Origin of the sequence: Paenibacillus hamazuiensis, assembly GCF_023276405.1 — a bacterium.
Lineage (GTDB): Bacteria > Bacillota > Bacilli > Paenibacillales > NBRC-103111 > Paenibacillus_AF > Paenibacillus_AF hamazuiensis.
The window spans coordinates 779,870-800,518 of the sequence record NZ_JALRMO010000001.1 but is presented as its reverse complement, the minus strand read 5'-3'; the positions used below and the strand labels follow the sequence as shown (position 1 = coordinate 800,518).

Annotated in this window: 14 protein-coding genes; 2 read left to right on the top strand and 12 right to left on the bottom strand. The window is 51.3% G+C overall.

All coding sequences use genetic code 11. From position 1 onward, the window contains the following. Positions 1 to 12 precede the first annotated feature (12 nt). The 5 genes from MYS68_RS03215 to MYS68_RS03195 form a co-directional block, all read right to left on the bottom strand. Positions 13 to 1,305, bottom strand: coding sequence for an aspartate aminotransferase type Ic (locus MYS68_RS03215; protein ID WP_248924439.1), 1,293 nt, complete (start codon positions 1,303 to 1,305; stop codon positions 13 to 15). A gap of 67 nt (positions 1,306 to 1,372) precedes the next feature. Further along, positions 1,373 to 2,146, bottom strand: coding sequence for an LppM family (lipo)protein (locus MYS68_RS03210; protein WP_248924438.1), 774 nt, complete (start codon positions 2,144 to 2,146; stop codon positions 1,373 to 1,375). Positions 2,147 to 2,182: 36 nt separating this feature from the next. Beyond that, positions 2,183 to 3,862 (bottom strand): copper amine oxidase N-terminal domain-containing protein, encoded by a 1,680-nt coding sequence (locus MYS68_RS03205; RefSeq protein WP_248924437.1) that lies wholly within the window; start codon positions 3,860 to 3,862, stop codon positions 2,183 to 2,185. 248 nt (positions 3,863 to 4,110) lie between these two features. After that, a complete protein-coding gene (locus MYS68_RS03200) occupies positions 4,111 to 4,917 on the bottom strand; it encodes a helix-turn-helix domain-containing protein (protein WP_248924436.1) in 807 nt (268 codons plus the stop codon). 304 nt (positions 4,918 to 5,221) lie between these two features. Continuing rightward, positions 5,222 to 5,656 carry a VOC family protein gene (locus MYS68_RS03195; protein ID WP_248924435.1) on the bottom strand — a complete coding sequence of 145 codons (435 nt, stop codon included), beginning with the start codon at positions 5,654 to 5,656 and terminating at the stop codon, positions 5,222 to 5,224. A gap of 260 nt (positions 5,657 to 5,916) precedes the next feature. Between MYS68_RS03195 and MYS68_RS03190 the strand changes: the two genes are divergently transcribed. Together MYS68_RS03190 and MYS68_RS03185 are read left to right on the top strand one after the other, a co-directional pair. Further along, on the top strand, positions 5,917 to 6,414 hold the full coding sequence (locus tag MYS68_RS03190; protein ID WP_248924434.1) for a DinB family protein: 498 nt from the start codon (positions 5,917 to 5,919) through the stop codon (positions 6,412 to 6,414). 69 nt (positions 6,415 to 6,483) lie between these two features. Then, positions 6,484 to 6,705: a helix-turn-helix domain-containing protein gene (locus MYS68_RS03185; protein WP_248924433.1), complete on the top strand. Its 222-nt coding sequence runs from the start codon at positions 6,484 to 6,486 to the stop codon at positions 6,703 to 6,705. 131 nt (positions 6,706 to 6,836) lie between these two features. Here the strand turns inward: MYS68_RS03185 and MYS68_RS03180 are convergent, their stop codons facing one another. The 7 genes from MYS68_RS03180 to MYS68_RS03150 form a co-directional block, all read right to left on the bottom strand. Further along, positions 6,837 to 12,542 (bottom strand): Ig-like domain-containing protein, encoded by a 5,706-nt coding sequence (locus MYS68_RS03180; protein ID WP_248924432.1) that lies wholly within the window; start codon positions 12,540 to 12,542, stop codon positions 6,837 to 6,839. 101 nt (positions 12,543 to 12,643) lie between these two features. Further along, on the bottom strand, positions 12,644 to 14,155 hold the full coding sequence (locus tag MYS68_RS03175; protein WP_248930801.1) for an ABC transporter substrate-binding protein: 1,512 nt from the start codon (positions 14,153 to 14,155) through the stop codon (positions 12,644 to 12,646). 72 nt (positions 14,156 to 14,227) lie between these two features. Beyond that, entirely contained in the window at positions 14,228 to 15,109 is an 882-nt protein-coding gene (locus MYS68_RS03170; RefSeq protein WP_248924431.1) for a carbohydrate ABC transporter permease, read from the bottom strand. A gap of 27 nt (positions 15,110 to 15,136) precedes the next feature. Continuing rightward, the gene (locus MYS68_RS03165; protein WP_248924430.1) at positions 15,137 to 16,123 is read right to left on the bottom strand and encodes an ABC transporter permease; all 987 of its coding nucleotides are present in this window, start codon (positions 16,121 to 16,123) and stop codon (positions 15,137 to 15,139) included. A gap of 96 nt (positions 16,124 to 16,219) precedes the next feature. Then, complete coding sequence (locus MYS68_RS03160) at positions 16,220 to 18,535, bottom strand: AraC family transcriptional regulator (protein WP_248924429.1); 2,316 nt, start codon at positions 18,533 to 18,535, stop codon at positions 16,220 to 16,222. 153 nt (positions 18,536 to 18,688) lie between these two features. Further along, on the bottom strand, positions 18,689 to 19,657 hold the full coding sequence (locus tag MYS68_RS03155; RefSeq protein ID WP_248924428.1) for a ribose-phosphate diphosphokinase: 969 nt from the start codon (positions 19,655 to 19,657) through the stop codon (positions 18,689 to 18,691). 261 nt (positions 19,658 to 19,918) lie between these two features. Beyond that, positions 19,919 to 20,647, bottom strand: a complete 729-nt coding sequence (locus MYS68_RS03150) for a superoxide dismutase family protein (protein ID WP_248924427.1) — start codon at positions 20,645 to 20,647, stop codon at positions 19,919 to 19,921. Positions 20,648 to 20,649 lie beyond the last annotated feature (2 nt).

Genomic DNA, 20,649 nt, shown 5'->3' with positions numbered 1-20,649 from the left:
TTTCCACTTTTTTTATGAGGCTAACACCTTCTTGATGCTTGCCAGCTGAACGCAGACGCACAATACGTCAATCGCGGTTTCAAGCTCCTCAGCCGAAGGAAACGTAGGCGCAATCCGGATATTCCGGTCCCGCGGATCGCTGCCGTACGGGTAAGTAGCGCCCGCCTTGGTCAAGGTGACGCCTGCTTCCGCCGCCAAACGGACAACTTCTTTGGCGCAGCCGTCCAATGTGTTCAGGCTTAAGAAGTAACCTCCGTTCGGCTTGATCCAGGAGGCGATGTTTTTTCCGCCTAACTCCGATTCGAGCTTATTCAAGACAATATCGAATTTCGGCTTGATAATCGCAGCGTGCTTTTCCATGTGCGCCTGCAAAACATCCATGTTCTGCAGAAAACGGACATGGCGCAGCTGGTTGATTTTATCCGGGCCGATCGTTTGCACGGACAGCTGCTTTCTAATGAAATTCAAGTTCGCTTCGCTGGATGCGAGCACCGCCACTCCGGCGCTGGGGAACGTAATCTTGGACGTCGAGGCGAAGATAAACGCGCGGTCGGGGTTCCCCGCTTTTTTGCAGGCTTCCAGTATATTTTTCAAACGGTCGGGCTTCGTCGTCAAATGATGCACCGTATAAGCATCGTCCCACATGATTCTAAAATCGCTTGCTTTCGTCTTCATGCCGGCCAGCCGATCAACCGTTTCATCCGAGTAGGTAATTCCCTCCGGGTTGCTGTATTTGGGAACGCACCATATGCCTTTGATGGAATCGTCTTCGCGGACCAGCCTCTCCACCGCATCCATGTCCGGACCGTCCGGCAGCATGTCTACCGCAATCATTTCGATGCCGAGCAGCTCGCATATCGCAAAATGCCGGTCATACCCCGGACTCGGGCATAACAACTTCACCTTCGGCAGTTTCCCCCACGGCGTCGCGCTGCCGTAAACCCCATGAAGCATCGCTCTCGACAAAGCGTCGTGCATCATCGTCAGGCTCGAGTTGCCGCCGACGAGGATCTCGCTCGCGCCGACCTCCAGCATCTGCGCAAACAATTGCTTCGCTTCGGGGATGCCGTCGATGCCTCCGTAGTTGAGGCAATCGGTGCCGTCCATCGCTTTCAGGCTGTCTTCGGATGACAATATGTCGAGCATCCCCCTGGAAAGCTCGAGTTGTTCCGGACACGGCTTACCTCTGGACATATCCAGGGACATGCCGCGGCTTTTGAATCCTTCGTATTTTTCCTGCAGCGCTTGATATTGCCTGTTCAGTTCGTCAATATCCATCCGGTTGTAATCCGTCCCGCGTTCCATTTTCCCACACTCCTGCCCCGTGATATGGACCAATTTATACCATATTCACGGAATCTGCAAGAAGTTTTTAACTGTGCGGCGGGGTCTGCTCTTCGATCGCAATAGGAGGGTTCAAGAAAGCCGCTTTCTTCTTTCTTCTGGAAATGACGGTCAACGCCACGATCAGCACAATAACCAAAACAATGATCAAAACGACAATGTTGGTCACGTTTAACACTTTTGTTTTCAGCACGATTTCGTTGTTCGAACCGGGCAGAAGATCCCACTGATAAGTCTTCTTGTCATCGAGCACTCTGGAGGCATTCTGCTCTTCGGCGGTTACCGGCAGCGTTAAGGTTACTTTGAGGTCCATCTGGTTGAGCATTGCTTTCTGGATCCCCATCGTATCGTTCGCATCAGGCTTCAATGTGCTGAGATCCAGAGCGCCCTTATAACTGTAAGTCGTGTAAAAAAGTCCGTTCTGAACATCAATATTCATGCTGTTCGCACCGCTGTTGTCCTTTTGATTGCCCAGATTCGGGTTTAGATTTCCGATCGATTTCAATTCCTTGATGTCGCTCTGGTGCTTCTTGGCATTGATGCCGATATAGTCCCCTTCCCGATACTGGATAACCGTAAAACCTTGCTGCTCAAATTGCTGTCTCATGTCCTGCAGCGGATCTTTGGCATCTTTGCCGGCAGCCATCAAACCTGCGACTTGGGCGCTTATCCCGATTTTATAATCGAGTTCCGCGGAACTGTCTTTGTTTACCGTGATATGAAAGTCCGCCTTCACACATCCGGTGAGCATAATAATCAGGAAACTCAACACGCTCAAAGTTAATATTTTTTGACGGTTCAATATAATTCCTCCTGCGTTCACGTCATGGCATGAACGTTATTTTAACAATCCGGCCGATACAAGGTCATCGACATTCAAGTAAATGCTAAATTCCCGTTTTTCACTGCTATCGGTTAAAATCTTGAGTCTCACCAAATCTTCAACGAAAAAGTAATAGGTATCGTTTTCTTTCTTTACACGAAGCCCGTTGACATTGATTGCGTCCTCTTTAGTGCTGGTGCTCCAGGATTTTGGAAATTTCATATCAAACAGCTTTGGAGATTTTCCCAATTTTTCATCATACGGTCCGTATAACGCCAAATCATCAACACTGTCGGTGATACTCATTGTAATTCCGGCCTTTTCTTTCAGAGCACCAAGGTCTATCCATTTTTCACTCGTGGCGTTTTGTTCCGGACTATATTTTTTGATTCGGATGTTATTTATTTTTGTCTCCTTAACATCGGCCCGATTCCAGTCAGCAGGAAGGGAAAGATGCATAATTTCTTCCTTCGCGTTTTTGAGAATCAAGGTTTGGCTGTCGACGCTGACCTCGGCTTCATAAATTTTCTGCAATACATTCAATGACATCCATTTATCCGATAATTTTGGAGGTTCCGTCCGGTTGTTCCGCAAGTATTCAACATAATTTCGATCATCCCGATCGATAAATTCTCCCCGGTAATTGCCATATTTATCGTAAGCGTAGAATACGACGGTGCCGTCCGCATATTTGTTATATCCCGCAGTCGGGGTAACTTCTTTTGTTTTTAAGTCGACGCCAGGCTTTAATATAACATTGCTGTCTATCGGCTTCATTTGACCTGTTTCTTTGAGATATTGGGTGACCAAGTTCTCTGGATGGATTACATAAGAATCCACATATTCCATGTACAAATCGCCGAATCGGCTCAATAACCAGTCATCGTCGGCAACCTTTCTCAACGTCCCCATCAATGTATAAAGTTGTTGTCTGGTACTCACCCTTGTTTGTCCAAACTCATCTACCCAGCTAAATTTCTCGTTCATATCGAGATTTCTTATGTCTTTCGAGGTAACTGATAACGACTTCCCATCGGTTGTGTAGTATATTTCATAATTGCCCTCATACGGGTGCCCTTTTAAAAGCATCCAACCTGCCATGTCACCTTCTGCCGGAACACTATACATTCCGCTTGCGGCCGGTTTGTTCGATGAATCCGACGTTGCAATCTCTCCATCGGGAATTTTTCCTATGTAGGCGGTGGATGTAGGCTCATCATAAGTAACGTCCAACCCCAAAATGTTGGAAACCGCTCTAAGAGGGACGTACGTTCGTCCGTTGTACAGCAAGTTGCTTGATTCCACTTTTTCGAGATTGACCATAATGGTAATAGCATCGAAAACTGCATCAATCGTCGCGTCTCTGCTCTCTTCTCTTGCATCGTCCTTGGTGCCATCCGACTGGGTGGCGGGGATTCCGGGTTCTTTTTTACCGGAAGGAACAGCTCCGATATTGACAATATTTTCGTTAGGGTAAAAGGTCACAGGCAAATTATCCATCATTTCCGCGATATTTCGCAGAGGAACATAAGTTGTGCCGTCATATAAAATATTGTTGCTTGCAGCGGGTTGACCGTTCACTTTGATGCTGATCTTGTTAAATGATACATGAATGTTTTTCGTAGTTGCGGCGAAAACGTTGCTTTGGGGAATAAGCATAAGTACGGTTACGAGGCCCGCCAGCCATTTTCTCAAGAAAGATCGTCTCCTTTTTAATAAAATGTAGAATCTACATAATTTTCCTGATTCTTTTGATGACATGGTGAGATTTTACCAAATATTTATAATAAATGGAACTGCAAACTATCAGATTTACGGTAAAATTTACAATAATATCGTCTCCGGCAAATAGACCTGCAGAGATTTGTATGCAAAAAAAGCTTGCCGGCTAATGGCAAGCTTTAGATGATGAAAATAGCAATCCGTTCAAATCGCTCCGGAAATTAAGTCATCTGCCGTTTTCTTTGAAAGTATTGTTCCGGGGCCATGCCGATGATCGATTTGAACGCTTTGATCAGGTGGGTCTGGTCGTGGTAACCCAGTTCCGCAGCCAGCTCGGACCAGTTCAGGTTCTCCTCTTCGGCCATTCGTTCGGCAATTTCGTGGAGACGGTATCTCTGGATGACCCATTTGGGACTGACGCCGACGTATTGGTTGAACAGACGCTGCAGGCTTCTCAGCGTCATTTGAAACCTGGCGGCAACCGCCTCGACCCGCTTCAGCTCCCGGTCCGATATGATCGTTTGATGGATACGGCCGATCAACTCGACGGCAGGGTCCCGTTCCGGGACTTTCTCCGACAGAAACGACTCCGCAAGCTTAACCATGAGCTCGGGAGATGGCTGCGACAATATTTTATTCTCAAGCTCCTGGCCATCCGCCTCAAAAAACTGCTCCAGCTTCGCCGATTTGTCCGTAATCCGCGAAACCGGAATGCGGGCAAACGGATAAAACGCTCCCGGCCTGAATTTAATGCCGAATACGGCACCGCGGTCTTCCAGCAAGTAGCCGAATTTACCCGTCACGACGCCGACAATCCGGGTGTTGTTTTTTTCAAATACCAAATGTACGCTCGGATGCGGGAGGTTTTCCGAGAAAAACGGCTCCTCCCCCCTTAAATCCCACTGAACGATCCAATAATGCTCGACGAAGTACGCAAGATGCTCTGCAGGCGGATGTAAAGTCAAATTAAATTTGGCAGTACCCGACTTGCCGTTCAATAACCCGATCGGTTTGATTTCCCCTGCCATCCTTCCGCCCCCTCGATGTTTTTTTTAAATATATCATTGCATCACTTTTTCCTCGCCGGCAAACAGGTCGTGCTCTCAAAGAAAGGAACATTTGTTCCTATATTATACCACCATTTTCCACGATTGTCATCCGGGAAAACTACCATCGAAATCGTTCCGGGACGAGAGGCCGCTATTCTTATGACCAACAATTCGGTACAATAATGCAAAAGACCGGGGCTCCTTATCCATAAAGGAATCCCGGTCATTTGTTGTAAGCCTCCTGTCCATCGTGAACAGGAGGTTTTGTTTGTCGTCGGTATGCTTACTGCTGCGGCTGCTCTCCCGGGACGTTCACTTGGAAAGTAACCCCGAATTTATCCTTTACAATCCCGTACAAGGGGCTCCAATCCGTCTTCTGAAGCGGCATGACGACTCGTCCGCCGTCTTCCAAAGCGGCGAAGATTTCTCTAGCTCTTGCCTCTTCTTTGGGATGGATGGCAATCTGAACCGTATCGCCCGGCTGAAACGGCATGCCCGGGAAAGTATCGGAGAACATGAGATCCGCGTCGCCGACTTTCAAGTGTGCATGCATAACGCGATCCTTCGCGCCTTCCGGCAGCGGGTGGTTCGGGTCCGCCGGCATATCTCCGAACGTCGTGATATTTATCAATTTCCCTCCCAGCGCTTTCTCGTAAAAATAGACCGCTTCTTTCGTGGTGCCGTCGAAATTCAAATACGGGTTCAAAGTAATTGACATCAATAACAGCTCCTTTGGAATCATTTGGACAACCTCATCTCAATTATACACCAAAAAGAACTGCATTATTTCTTTTCGATTGCCGGTTTTGACAGCACCATTTATGAATGTCATCTGTGTTACTTTGCGGGCAAAGCTCCGGGGCATGGAACAGCATTTGCTTCCCCGTATCGATATCGTCCGATTTTTACAATGAATCCCGCCTGCAAGATGCTACAATGAAGGAAGCAACTTTAATCTTAATTGTAAAAGGAGATGGCATGATGAGCGAAAACGGCGTTATGCAAATTCGCAATCATTTGCTGGACGAGCTGGAACTTTCCGTGAAAACCAGCGAAGCTTTAATCCGAAAAATTCGGGCGGAGGAATGGAGCTATCGGCCGAAAGAAAATATGCGGACGTTATTGGAGTTGGTCCGGCATCTGGCAAGTGTGCCCGCCTCCGATTTGGCCATTATGCAGGAACGGAGCCAGCCCGAGGTGGACGTTGTTGAAAAAAGCGCAGACTCCCTCACCGATCCGGATGAGCTTGCCCAAAGGCTGCGCTCCAATTATGAAGCGCTGCGGGCTTATATGGAGTCGCTGAGCGAAGACGAGCTGCTCAATAAATCGACCAAGGCGTTTTATGCGGATCACGGCATGGTGCAGATCAAATGGCTGATCGAAACGGTTACGCATACGTTCCATCACCGTGCCCAGCTTTATAATTATTTGAAGCAGCTGGGACATGAGCTTCATTTTGTTATGCTGTACGGGTGAAAATCCTGCGTACGCGAGTTATCCGCAAAGGAAGCGGTCGGTGAGCGGCATACGAACGATTTTTTACCTGTGGATCGGAACGGGTCCGAAAAGATTCAGCGAATTCGCCGTTTCCAGGCCGCTATTAACGATATCCTCGGCAAATGCCGCATGGATGGACTTACTTTGGCGTTAAACCACGGATATTTCGATCAGGCGCATATGATCCGCGATTTCAAGCGGTTTTATGGCGAATCGCCCGAGACCGCATTCCGGGAATTTCATGGCCTGTCCGACCAGGCGATGAAATAGCGGAGCCAGTCCGAACCGGATGACGTTGGAATAAGGTCTGCCTTCATTACTCATCCGGGAGAACTGGCCCCGCTGGTTAGCTCTGATGGCGGCCTGTTGCGGGCAACTGCAGAGTCTCTGTTTTGTGCTCTTTACACGGAATCCCTTAAATACGGAATGATCTCCGAGCATAATTTTTGCGCGAAAGCCGCATCCAGCTGCTTGCCGGACTGAGCCCGGATCTCGTTCTCAAAAGCGCCGAGTTCATTTAACCCCTCAATCGTGCCCGTATGACGCAGCATATTGTCAATTTTCTCCAGCAAGCTGTTCAACATGCCCTTGCTGCGAATCCATCCCTTTTCATGAGCAGACTGCAGCACAGATTTCAGCCCGGATACGTCCAATTTGACTTCCAGCAAAAATGAAGCCGACGCCGTGTTTCCCGCATGATCGGCTGCAGTGACATCGATCATGTGGCTGCCAGGGGACAGCTGAAACGGCTCCACCGTATACGTCGATTCGATCACAGTGCCGTCCAGCTTGACGACTCGGCTTTTTACGCCGCTAAGCGCATCGGAAACAGACACATGGATTTGAAGCCGATCGGAAAAGTAAACCGCCTGGCTTACCGTTCCCTCTGCAGTCGGTTCAACCGCCGCCGCGGTAACTTCAATGTGCGGCAGCGTCATATCGATCTCCACCTGCGAAGACTTGACGTTTTCCCGGTTGCCAGCGCGGTCCGCACTGTAAAACTGCAGCGTATGAGAGCCTTCGCTGCCGACGACGACCGTATTCCCTTCAGCAAACGGCATGCCGTCCAAGCTGTACCACGTTTGCGCAACGCCGCTCCGGTCGTCCGCTGCCGTAAGCGTAATCCGCTGCTCCTCGTTATGCCAACCCGTTTTCGCATCGCTCGTGGTTACAGGCGCCGCCGTATCGGCATGAACCGCACTGAATGTGATGTTCCCAGATTTGGCATACGCCCCAAAATACCCGGCTTCAGCAATCCGTCCGGTCCCGTCGTCTAAAAAATCGACAACCGGATATCCGTTGACATTCAGCTTCAGCCGTACGCCCGCCTCCTCGTTCACCGCCGATACCTGGATGAGCTGATTTTTCCCGAACCCGAAGTATTTGTTGGGGACCGCCTCGCCGCCGGTGCCGATTTGCCCGTCGATGTTGCCGAGCAGCACAGTGCGCTTTCCGCCGTTAAACCGCTGCACCTCAATCAGGTCGGGCTTGAATGTGATCAGATAGGCTTCGTTGCCGGCATCGAAAATACTTTTGTCCGGCAGGCGGTTGCGCAGACTGATCGAAGGCCAGCCCACAATGCTGTCGATATTCATGAAGAACGTAAGCCGATCATTCAAAAACGTCCTTCCTTGATATGCCGCAAACCCGTTCGGTGAAGCTCCGGGCGTAAATACGGTCAAGGATCCTTCTCCTTGCATCTTGTTCCCGTTTCCGTCAATATACCAAGAGGCATAATCTGCGATCGCATCGTCCAGAGGGGTGCCTTCGTAGGTGATGACCTCTACGGCAAACGATGCGTTCACGGTCATCCCTTGGTAAGTTCCGGTCACATCAACCGTAGTCGCACCGGGGGAACGGGCGGTTAAAACCCCGTTCTCGTCGACGGATACGATATCGGAATCACGGCTGCCGTATCGCATCGGTGCGTTTTTGACCGTCTGCCCGTAAACGGAAAGCGTGACCGTTTCCAAAGGTTTCGACGTGAACAAGGGGATATGGACCGGGACTTCTTCGGGATGCGCAAGCTCGATGCGGGATAAACGATCGTCGACATAGACTGCCGTTGCCGCTTCTGCCGTCACGTTTCCCGCAGTTACCGTCACCGTTACCGTTGCCTTCCCGGAGCCGGCCGCCGTCAGCCTTCCACGATCGTCCACTGCAACAACAGAGCTGTTGTCAGAGCTGTACTCGATGCGGGACGCCTGCTTCAAATCGAACGGCTCCTCCTTCGGGGTAAGCCCGCTGACAGGCAGATCATAGCTCTCTCCGCTATTCAGGTTGACCACATCCGGCGCCTTCACTTTCGCCAGTATCGTCTCGGCGATGTCCAGGTATTCCGGCTCCAACCCTGAACGTGCGATAATGTCCAGCGCCTCCTGCGGCCATTGCTTGTCGGGATGCACGTACGTATTGGCAATGCTGACGTTAATCCCGCTATTCTGCATGTTCGCCGTCGTCGTATAATTGCCGTCGACGGCCAAGTCATGAATCGATGTTGTCCAAATGTGAAGCCATCGCGGTACGAAGTTATTTTCCCAGACGGTTGATTCGCTTAAGTCGATAATGTTGCGTTCGATGCTCCAGAAGCTGGAGCCTTCGTCCGGATACAGCGCTCCCGATTGATTCTTCTGGTTCTTAATATAGTTCTCGGAAATCATGTTAAGGGAAGACGCAGTCCCCCCTGTCCCGCCAAGCGTGTAAATGGCGCCGCCGTCGTAAATGCCCTGCCCCATCAGATCATGGATAAAATTGTGCTCGATTTTCATGTTACGGATTGCGGACGTCGCCATCCATTGCCAGCCGTAGCCGATATGAATGCCGCTGTATGGAATGTTGAAAATTTCGTTGTGGCTGATGTCCATATCGACTGGGAATCCGGCCGAAATCGCCGCCGCCGAACGGTATTCGACTCCGATGTCGTGAATGTAGTTGTTGACAATGTCGTTGTTTTTCATCAGCAGCCGTCCGTCCGCCGGGTTGAAGATGGACGGATCGTTTTTGGTCGGTTCACCGATGTTAACCGCTCCTCCCGAGATGTCGTAGAAACGGTTTCCGCGAATCATGCTGTTCCGGACGCCTTCGACCATTTTTAACGCCGTGGAGCCCAGCTTGCTGAATTCGTTCCGCTCGAAAGTGATGTGATTCGCCCTCTTGACTGTGATCGCCGCATCGGGCAGCGTATCCATGCCACTCTCGCGGATGTGGTTATTTTGAGCGTCCGCATGGCCGCTCGTTCCATTCGGGCGCAGCCACGTCGAATAAGCGAACGTCAATCCTTCGAAAACAATATCCTTAACCGGCGTATCCAGATTGCTGCCCTCCACCTTCATCAGTTCCTCCGTCACAGGGGCGGTCACTTCGGCCGTGGCGAGGTTTTCCCCCGCTCTTGGTTTGTAGTAAAACGTATCGGCGGACCGATCCAGGTACCACTCCCCTTCCTGATCAAGCAGCTCGTAGGCGTTCTCATAATACCATGGCGTCTTCGCTGAATGGCTTCCCTTATGGGTGAGATAATACCAGCCCGGTTGCTTCATCTTGATCGTGGCGACCCCGTTTGAAACGGTGATGGCCTCAACCCCTCCCCGCGAGTTGGTCCATAGTGATTTGTACACCATTTCTATATCGCTTATGTTCCTCCACCCTGCCAGAAACGTATCGGTTGTCGTATGTCCTACGACACCGTCATCCGAAGTCGCGTTCGTTAAACTTCCGACGCTTCTCGCCCGTACGCCGCGGACGCCGTTCACATAAAGCTGGCGGGTTTCGATATGTCCGCCTGCATAGGCGCGGTATATATTTTTCTCCGCGTCATGCAGCGTCCAGCCGGTAATGCTTCTGCCTCCGCTTATCTCCGGTTTCTCTCCGGGGTAATTTTTATAAACGATTCGGTAGCCGTTGCTGCCCGAATCCCGCTCATCGAGGACAAACGTTCTGTCCAGCGTATATGTTCCCCCGCGAAGAAGCACCTGCACGTCGCCGGACATTTGCCGATTGACCGAGCGAACTATGTCGCGGGCTTTCTCCAACGTTCGAAAAGGGGCGGCTTCCGTTCCCGGGTTACTGTCGTCGCCATCCGGAGAGACGTAATAGATCGCCTGCACCGTTCTTGGAACAACCGTGACAAAACATTCCGCCCGGTACCCGCCGTCGCTCGTGACGGCAGTGATGACCGCAGTGCCCGTTCCTACGAAGAACAGCTCGCCGTCATCCTTCACTACTGTGACGGATTCGTCGCTGGAGTTCCAACGCACGGACGGATCCGTCGAGTCCGCCGGTGAAACGATCGCTTGAAGAACGGCTGTGGAGTCGACCGGATAGGTGAGGCGTTCGTCACTCAGCCGAATCCCGGATACCGGTTGACGAAAAACTTCGACATGGAAGGCAGCCTGAATTCCTCCATCCGTCGATACCGTAGTAATGGTCGCTTGACCTGTGCTCTTGCCCGCGATGACTCCGTTAGCATCGACCTCCGCCACCGAAGGATCGCTGGTGCTCCAGAGCAGCGTTCGAAACGTGCTGTTCTCCGGAACAATCGTGGCGGTCGCTTGCATGCGGTTTCCGATCGACAGCCTGAATGCCGCCGGTTCCAGAGCGACCGATTCGACGGCGCGATAAGAAAATGCATCGATGTTGTCGTAGTAGGCGGTCCCGCTGTCCGTGCGGTATATACCGAGATGCACCTGCCCGATTTGTGCCGCGTCATTCAAAAAAGCTAGCTGGGTTCTCACCGCTGCGCCATCCACTGACAAATTGTATGTTTGCGAGTCGGCGTCGAATTCGAGCCGGAACTCGTACCATCTGCCGGCCTCATACGGCATAATTTGCTGCCACTGCGTACCGATGAGAACCGCTATAAACCCGTCGTTATAAAAACCGACCTGCGCCACCGGCCGGCCGTTCGTTCCGATGACGGCCGGTGCGATCACCAGCGCATTCCTCTGCATGGCCATCGCTTTAACGACGACTGCGGTTTTCGCGGCAGGCGCGGTCAAACTTTTTTTGGCGTAAAAGCTTGTTTCCGTTGGGACCGGTTTGCTGATGCGCATGCCTTTGCCGACAGCCGGCGACGTTTCCGTTACGACGGCCGTAGCCCCTTCCGCCATCGCGAAAGACCATCCCGCGGGCGGTTGTCCCTCTGCCTGCCGATTGAAAGTCTCGTGCAGCAAATCTCCCGCAGGCGAGGATGGCGAAACGATTTGCACGCTGCTGACCGCCTCTATGCCGCCGTCCGCCGCCCTTGCCGTGATGACGGCGCTGCCGGGGCTTACGCCGGTTACCGTCCCGCTGTCATCTACGGTTGCCGCAAGCGGATCGTTGCTGCTCCAGTTGACGGCGCGGAACGTGGCGTCGGCCGGCTCGAACGATGCCGTCAGCTTTTGCTGTTCGCCGGCTTCGAGAAGGAGGGAGGCCGGCTTCACCTCCAGCTGCCGAAGGGAGCGATAGGAGCTGACGCTGAAGCTGTCGTAATAGGCGGTGCCGATGTCCGTACGAAATAAGCCGACGTGAATCTGGGCCAGCTCTGCCGACGAAACCAAAAATTCGGCCTGCGCTTTCGCGAGTACGCCGTCGATGTAAATGTCATACTTTTGCGACGCCGCATCGAGCGCAAGCGTGAAATCGTACCACCGCCCTGCCTCGTAAGCCTGGAGCGGCTTCCACTGCGTTCCGGCCAAGTACGCTATATATCCGTTGCTGTTGAAGCCGAACTGGACAATCGCCTGCCCGCCGCTTCCAAGGATCGTCGGCGCATAGGCCAGCGCGTTCGTCTGCATCGCCTTGGCACGCACATGAACGGATGCTTTCGTCAAGCCGGACGGCAATGTTTTCTTCGCATAGAAGCTTGCGCTGCCGGAGGATGTTTTGCTGATTTGCATGCTTTTATTCGTTTGATCCGGAACGTCCGCCACGGTCGCGGAAGCCCCGGAAACCGAGGTAAAAGACCATCCGGCCGGCGGCTGCCCGGTCGTCATCGCGTCGAACGTTTCGGCAAACACATCCCCTTCCTGCGCATTTGCGCGAATCGTCATCGCCGTCAAAAGCATAATGCAAGCCGTCATCGCGAGCAGGATCTTGCTTATCTGTCCTACCGACCAAAAACGTTTCAAAACCTATCCCTCCCGTCAAAATGGATGGCAATTCCACTTGGGGCAGACCGAATCGACACTCCCCGAAGAAGGGGAGATCCGAACGATCTGCCCTAAGAAAATTATTTGGAGGCTTTCCAGGCATCGATCTGCTTTTGTTTTTCGGCAATGATTTTATCGGCGCCGGCCGCTTTCAGCCGGTCCAAAAATTGCGGCAAGTATTTGTCGGGATCGACGGAGCCTGTCATAAGGCCCGGCGTATATTCGTCAATCACCGATTGGGCTTGCGCGATTTCCGCCTTCACCGGCTCGATGTTGAAGTTAAAACCGAGCAGCAACGAGCGGTCGGCCTTATTGTTCAGCTCTATCGTTTGCTGCCATACGTCATCGGGCTGTCCCGGCAGCAAATACGCATTAAACTGATTGCCGAACGCCCACGCTTTGTTCGGGAAATAACCGCTGCCAGCAATCGGCTCGATTCTGTTTTCGCCGACCTTCTTGTAATGTTTGTTCTCGATGCCAAAGCACAGCAGATTGTAAAGCTCCTTGTCCGTGTTCATCAGCTCGATCAGCATCATCGCTCTTTCCGGATTTTTCGAGGTTCTGCTGATCGTTTGCAAAGTTACGGAAATGTTTGCGGTGGAGACAAACGGCTTATCCAGTACGCGCTCCACCACGTCGTTGCCGCCGAGCAGCACTTTCACCTCCGCATTGCCCCCGGGCTTGATATTGTTCCATAAGCTGAGCGACAAGCTGCCGTCCCCGCTGCTGCCGACCTGGGCCGTCGCAACGTCCTTGTTTATGTAGCCCTTCTCGTACCAGCTTCTCATCAGCCGGATATGCTCTTTAAAGGACGGCTCGGCGTATTGGTTCACGACCTTGAGGCCGGTATCGCCCAATTTCACGGTTCCGGGCGACATCGGGGAAAGAATGGAATCGTACCCGTAGTACGTCAGCATATCTTTCCAGGCCCCCGATTTCGCCATGTAAAACGCCGTGTTGTCCTTGCTCTCGCCCGCTTTCATCTTGCCTAGCAGCGGCTCCAGATCCTCCAGTCTTTTCACGTCGTTCAGATTGAAGCCATATTTGTCCAGCATTCTTTTCTGAACGTCGATGCCGTTTTGTCTCGCGACTATCTGGTAATTCGGGACGCCGTAAATTTTCTTATCGATCGTAACCGCATCCCAGAAGTCTTTCGGAATTGACGCGTACGTTTTCGGCGCGTAAGATTGGATCAACTGATCGAGCGGAATGTATGCGCCCTTGGCAACGCTTCCGTAAAAATCTCCGCCCAAGGACGAAGAGGCAAAGGCGATATCGAACGGCTCGCCGGCCGCGATCATCGTTTTTAGTTTGGTGTCGTAAACGCCGCCGTCGATAAAATTGAATTCCACCTCGGCGTTAATTTTTTCCTTGACAATTTTGTTAAATGCCTCTTGAACTGCAGCCATATCCTTTTGCGGCGAGCTGCGCAGCAGCCATACCAGCTTCACCGGAGGCAGCGCACCGGCCCCGGCCTGCCCTGCGTTATTCGTCTTGGGTGCCTCCGCTCCCGCATCGCGTTCCGCCGTGCACCCCGCCAATGCGGAAACCGCTAATAAAAGGGCCGTACCTAGCGATAAAACTTGCTTCATGACCTTCACTTTCGTTCCCCCTCATGCAGTCTGTCATTTCGTTTTTTATTACAATCCGACCGAAAAATCCGACTAACCTTTGACCGCCCCGTCAGTCAGTCCCTTTACGAAATATTTTTGAAAAAAGGGAAATACTAGCAGCATCGGGCCTGCAACGATAAGCGCCATCGCCATTCTCGCCGACTCGGACGGAAAATCGGCAATTTCAAGAATCCCGGTGTCCGCCGCCGTCTTCAGCAGCTCTTGAATATTGGCCATCATTACGTATAGAAGCAGCTGAAGTGTATACAAATGCGTATCGTCGATGTAAAGCAATCCGAGAAACCAATCGTTCCAATAGCGCAGCACCGTAAGCAGGCCGACGGTAGCGAGCGCCGGCTTGCTCATCGGAATCACGAGCGTGAACAGAATGCGGAATTCGCTGCAGCCATCCACGGTAGCCGCTTCGATCACCTCGTGCGACAATTGCGCGAAATACGTCCGCAGCATCGCGATGAACCACGGCGCTGCCAAGTACGGAAGAATCAATGCCCAAACCGTATCTTTCAAATGAAGATATTTGGATACGAAAATGTAAGTGGGAACGAGCCCTCCGTTAAAGAGCATCGTAAACACGACATAAAACATCAGTTTGCCCCGATGCATATAATCCCTTCTCGAGAGCGGATAAGCGATCATGGAAACGACGAGCAGCGACAAGCATGTTCCCAGGAGCGTAACAAAAAGCGATACGCCGTAGGCCCGCACGATGCGCTCCGAAGCCGAGAGAACATAAGCATAAGCTTTCCCGTCTAGCGCATGGGGAAAAAACGAGTACCCGAACGCCGTAATGCTTTCCGCCGAGGAAAGCGAAATGGAAATCATCAGCGCGATAGGCGCTATGCAGATAAACGACAAGATCAGCAGCGGAATATGATTCAGCCACGCGGTCCCCCGGCGTTGCGTCTCAGTCATGCTGCGGCCTCCCTTACTTTTAACGTGTCAGAACAACGCGTTTTCCGCACTGTATTTTCGAATCAACAGATTGACCGACAAAATCAGCACGAAGCCGACGACGGCTTGATACAGGCCGACGGCCGATGCCATGCCGATATCCCCGATCACTCTTAACGAACGGTACACATACGTGTCGATGACATCTGTCGTCGAATACAAAACTCCGCTGTCCTGCGTAACCATATAAAACAGACCGAATTCGGCATGGAAAATATTACCCATATTGATCAGGAACAAAATGATGACCAGCGGAAATAACATGGGAACCGTTACATACAAACGCATCTGCCATGTCGTCGCGCCGTCCACGGCCGCCGCTTCATAGAAGGAACGGTCGAAGCTCATAATTCCGGCGTAATAAATAATCGCTCCGTGCCCGACATACTTCCAGAAATGCACCGCAAGCAATATATACGGCCATACTTCCGGCTCGGAATACCAAAAAACAGGCTCAAAACCAAACGCTTCCAACGCCTTGTTGACGATTCCCAAATCGACGTTCAGTAACGCATACACAATCAATGCGATAACCGGCCACGATAAAAAATACGGAAAAAACATCGTCGTTTGATAAAATTGCTTCAACCGTTTCCAATTGATCTCATGAAGCAAAATCGCAAAAAACACGGAGCCCGCCGTGCCGGCGACAATAAACATAAAATTCAGGCTGACCGTGTTTATCGTCACTCTCCACGCATCAGCGGAGGTAAAAAAAAACTTGAAGTTGTCCAGACCAACCCACTTGCTGCCCCATAGTCCGAGATCGTACCGGTAGTTTTTAAAAGCAAGCACGATGCCTCCCATGGGTACATATTGAAACAAAAACAACAACAGCACGGCAGGCAGCGCCAGAATAGTCAGATGTCTTGCTTGCCGCTTTCTAAAAGACGTTCCTTTCCCGAAGCTTCCGACCTTTATTCCGGCTTCCGCCGCCCTCATACCAACCTGTTCCTGCCCGATTTGTCCCTGCAACCTATAACACCACCCCACAGTATGTTTGCGCTACAAAAACACCATAGGACATTTCCCCTTTGTCCTGCCACTCTCATTTTCACGGATTTCTCGTTTTTAAACTGTCATTTCTCCGGATTTCCGCGCTTTTTCCGGATAAGAGCCCTTTACTCCCTCGACGGCCGTATGCAGACGGTATTCGTTTGGCGTAACGCCAAATTCCTTTTTGAACGCCTTGTAAAAGTTCGCTTCGTTGTAAAGACCTGCAGAGGCTGCAACTTCTTTTACGCTCTTGTCCGTTGTTCTCAGCAAATATTTGACCTTTTCCATACGAAGATCGAATATGTATTTGGAAATCGACGTCTCTACGACCTGCTTGAACAGATCCCCCAAATGTCCGACCGATAGCTTGAATTCAGCCGCGATCGCTTTCGGACTCAAATCCTCGTCGGCCAGATGAAGATGAATGTAATCGATCACAGACTGAACGATGACCTGATGTTTCATTTCGATCGGTTGGGACGAGTGCGCGGCGATCTTTTCAAACAGCTGAAAAAATTGGATCTCCATTTCCTCAAGCGTGTCGGACTGCAAAATGTCGCTTTGAAAACGTCCCGGATCAACGCTCATTTTCTCGAACCGGTTGCGGTTCGTTTCATGCAGCGTTTGGCCGATGGCCAGCGAAAGCTGCAGCAGCGAAAGCATCAGGCGGTGCTCGTCACAGCGTCCCAGAGCTGCGATAAACTGCACATATGCGTCCTTCATACCCTCCGGGTTTTTCGCCTTCACCGCTTCCACCAGCTTTTTTTCCATATTCGCGGGATAAAGCGGCTCTGCGGCTTGCGGCAGGACGGCGCCGCTCTCGATTACGCAAGCGCTTCCAAATGATAATCGATACTGCCGCAAACGCTGCGCTTCTTTGTATAAATCAGGCAGCTTTATATTCTCTTCGGACGGTTTGGCGATCATCGCCGACATCGTTATTGACTTGTGAACCCGGTTGAACAGCGACTGAAAGATCCGGATATTTTGATGCAATGTTTTCATCTGCGAATCTATGTCGGGCGAATTTGTCCCCAGCAAATATACGAATTCTCCGTCGCCCAAATACGTTTTTTCGCAGGCCTCCCATTCTCCGAACACTTCGCCGGCAATATTCAGCACGGTAAATTTGACCAACTGCTTCTCCGCGGTAGACATTCTTTCATAATGCTTCAATTGATCGAAAGTAAGCAGAACAAGGAAATAAAACCTTCCCGGCCGGAAAAAATCGGACAGCTCTCTTAAGCTTTCGATTCCCGCCGCAGACGCCGAATGGCTGTCCATCAAGAGCGATTTTATCGCGTTTTCCTTCATCAGATCCTGTGTCGACGTTTTATACGCCGTATATCGATCGATGCTGATCCGGAACGCTTTTTCAATATAGTCGGCTTCGTCCTTGGCATCTCCCATTTCACCTGCTACTGATTTTACCTTCTTCACCAAGTTGCCCATCGGAGAATAAAATATTCGCGAAAGCGCGACGGATACAAGCACGGCAAAAAACATCCCCAATACCGCGCATAACATGGTTTGCCGCTTCACTTCGAGGATAAAATGAAACACGCTGTCGGAAGGAGTATCGCTGATGAAAGCCCATTCCGTTCCCGGGATGTCGAGGAAAGAAACCAGTCGTCTTTCGTTATTCGTATAGGCAAACATGTGGCTGTCCGATTGCCTTGCTTCGTTCAACCCCTGGAAATCCTGCCAGCGGACCGTTTCGAACGGCTGAAACTTATTTTTCGCATCGATGATAACTTGTCCTTGATTATTGACTATCATGTAATTGGTATCGTCGTTAATGAATTTGTTCAATTCGTTGCGGAGCCAGTCCATTTTCACGTTGAGAACGAGAGCTCCGTTGTCGAAAATGTCCTTGTCCCCCTTTTCGTACATAAAATACGTAAAGACCGGCTCCTGATTCAAAATGCGCGGTATGGGCTTTAAGATCGGCAGGTCTCCGTTCTCCTTGAAACGGGCCATCAGTTCCCGGTCTTCGGCGGAATCGATAAAATGATAATCCCCGGTACGGTGGTTGTAGAGAATGGCGGAGTGAAGCAACGGGTTGTTGACGATGATGTTGTGAAACGCGTTGACGCTTTTAATCTTATCGAAAGTGTCCATATCTTTGGCCTGCATCAGCAAAGTGTTGCCGGGCGTGAAATATTGCGTGATCGATATGCTTCTCACCGTTTCATTCATATAATCCAGGTTATAGGCAAGCTGGGCAAGCAGCTTTTGGTTCACCTCATACGCGTTTTTTAATCCGATTTGTTCGAACTTGTCGTATAAAATTTTGGAAAGAAGAGTTACCATTAACAGCATCGTTAGTGTCATATACAGGATCATTTTCGTCAAAGCCCTGGAAATGTTCCATCGCTTCAGGCGGATCATGCTACGCTGCCTCCCTTAATCGCCGGAATTTGCAAAAGATAACAGTTACTATTCTATGCAAAATGACATAATCCTTCACCCGGCGGCACGGCAAGAAAAAACGAGCAGACTGTCGCGGCAGCTGCTCGTTTTACTGCAATTTCATGCCATCGCCTAAAGCATAATCAGCTTCTCCGGGACGGTGTCAAACAGCGGGCTTACCGATTCCCTCATATGGATGCGGCTGACCACTTCTCCGAAGAGAGGAGCGACGGAAACCACCTTGATTTTGTCCGAATGGACGAGGTGGGGATTTTCCACCGAATCGGTGCCGATGACGATTTCGATCGGGCTTGCGTCCAGCTTCTTCACGGCGGCTTCACTCAGCACCAGATGCGACAGGCAGGCGAGAATTCTCACGGCTCCTCTTTGCCGGAGCATGTTCGCCACTTCGATCAACGTTCCGCCCGATATGGAAAAATCGTCGACGATCAAAGCCGTTTTCCCGTCTACATCGCCGATGAGCTCAAGCAGCTCGGCCCGTTCGTTATGTTCCTTCCGGGTCTTGTCCCCGATGGCGAGCGGCGCTCCGAGATAGTCCGCAAATTTGCGGGCTTGCTTGGCGAAACCGGCATCCGGCGACACGACGACGAGATCGGACAAGCTCATCCGCATAATCGCTTCGCACAAAACAGGCTGGGCGAAAAGATGATCGACCGGCTTTTTGAAAAAGCCTTGAATCTGGTGGCTGTGCAGGTCCATCGCCACGATCCGGTCCGCTCCGGCCGTTTCCAAAGCATCGGCGCATACCCTCGCTCTGATCGATACCCTGGGCTCGTCCTTCTTATCCCCCTTGGCATAGCTGAAATAAGGCAAAATGACGGTAACCGAATTGGCGCTGGCTCTCTTGAAGGCATCGATCCAAAATAAAATTTCGACAAACTCGTCGTTGGGCTTCAGCCCGATCGGCTGTACGAGGTAGACGTCCCTATCCCGAACGGTCTCACCGACCCTAACGAACGTGTTTCCGTCGGAAAAAGTAAACACTTCGGATTTGCCCACCTCGGCCCCCAAATACCGGCACATTTTGTCCGCAAAGGTTTTGCCGGAGCTTCCTGCAAAAATCTTGATTTCACCGCTCATTCATAGGTACCTCCAGACTGTGAACATTCCGAATCGACTAACTGAGAAGTCGGCCCTTGGTCGAAATTAATGTGCCCATGGCGATGGATATTAATTCCATCGGTTTTATTATGGCACATACTCGAAAAAATGAATAGTCGCGGTTCGGAGTTACCCGAAATCTCAAATCACCTGTATGGCTGACTCGGCATGAAGCGAAGAAAGCCGGGCAGGAACGATCCCAGCCCGGCAAATTAAGGATGTTTTTACACGTAAAACGAATCAGTCAGGGATGTTGCCGCCCGCAATCCGGTCACCGGAGTTGCCGGAAGGATCCGTCTTGCCGTCATCCTCTTTGGCGTGAATGACGATCGAATGTCCGAGCAAAGAATTCGCGCCCCCCTTATCTAAAGAAGCGCCTTCCGCAATGATGTCAGCCTTCGCTGTCCCGTCTGCCCCGACTTCGAGGTTCGGCATATCCCCGAGGTGCATTCCATCGGGACTGTCATGACCGTGCTTCTTCCCGTTCGGGTTAAAATGGCCGCCGGCCGTGTTGAAGTCATTGTTCGTAATAGGGTTCTGATGGATATGGAAGCCGTGCTTGCCGGGGGTCAGACCGCTTGCTTCCAGGTGGATTTTGACGCCCTTATCTGTTGGGGTCAGCTCGGCATGACCGATCGCCTTGCCGCTTCCATCCGTAATCACCACGTAAGGATTGCCGATCGAGACGGCCTTCCGAGTCCCCTCCCAGTATACGGATACACCGAGCAATTCGCTGATCTTCCTAATCGGCACATATGTGGTGCCTTCGTAGATGAGCGACTCCGGCACTTTGGTGCCCTGATTGTCGTATTGGCCGTCGGAGGAAGTGCGGTCCGTGCCGTTCACGAACATGCTTACTTTGTCAAAAGACATCTGAGTCGGCCCGGCGGCTCCCGCCACACCGGCGAAGAAGATGGCGCCGCATAGGAAAGCTCCGGTAATATGCTTCATGGTAAAAGTCGTTTTCATTG

Coding starts and splice junctions, on each gene's coding strand:
- MYS68_RS03170 (WP_248924431.1), bottom strand. CDS start 15,109: ATGACTGAGACGCAACGCCGGGGGACCGCGTGGCTGAATCATATTCCG.
- MYS68_RS03195 (WP_248924435.1), bottom strand. CDS start 5,656: ATGTCAATTACTTTGAACCCGTATTTGAATTTCGACGGCACCACGAAA.
- MYS68_RS03160 (WP_248924429.1), bottom strand. CDS start 18,535: ATGATCCGCCTGAAGCGATGGAACATTTCCAGGGCTTTGACGAAAATG.
- MYS68_RS03175 (WP_248930801.1), bottom strand. CDS start 14,155: ATGAAGCAAGTTTTATCGCTAGGTACGGCCCTTTTATTAGCGGTTTCC.
- MYS68_RS03155 (WP_248924428.1), bottom strand. CDS start 19,657: ATGAGCGGTGAAATCAAGATTTTTGCAGGAAGCTCCGGCAAAACCTTT.
- MYS68_RS03190 (WP_248924434.1), top strand. CDS start 5,917: ATGATGAGCGAAAACGGCGTTATGCAAATTCGCAATCATTTGCTGGAC.
- MYS68_RS03215 (WP_248924439.1), bottom strand. CDS start 1,305: ATGGAACGCGGGACGGATTACAACCGGATGGATATTGACGAACTGAAC.
- MYS68_RS03150 (WP_248924427.1), bottom strand. CDS start 20,647: ATGAAAACGACTTTTACCATGAAGCATATTACCGGAGCTTTCCTATGC.
- MYS68_RS03200 (WP_248924436.1), bottom strand. CDS start 4,917: ATGGCAGGGGAAATCAAACCGATCGGGTTATTGAACGGCAAGTCGGGT.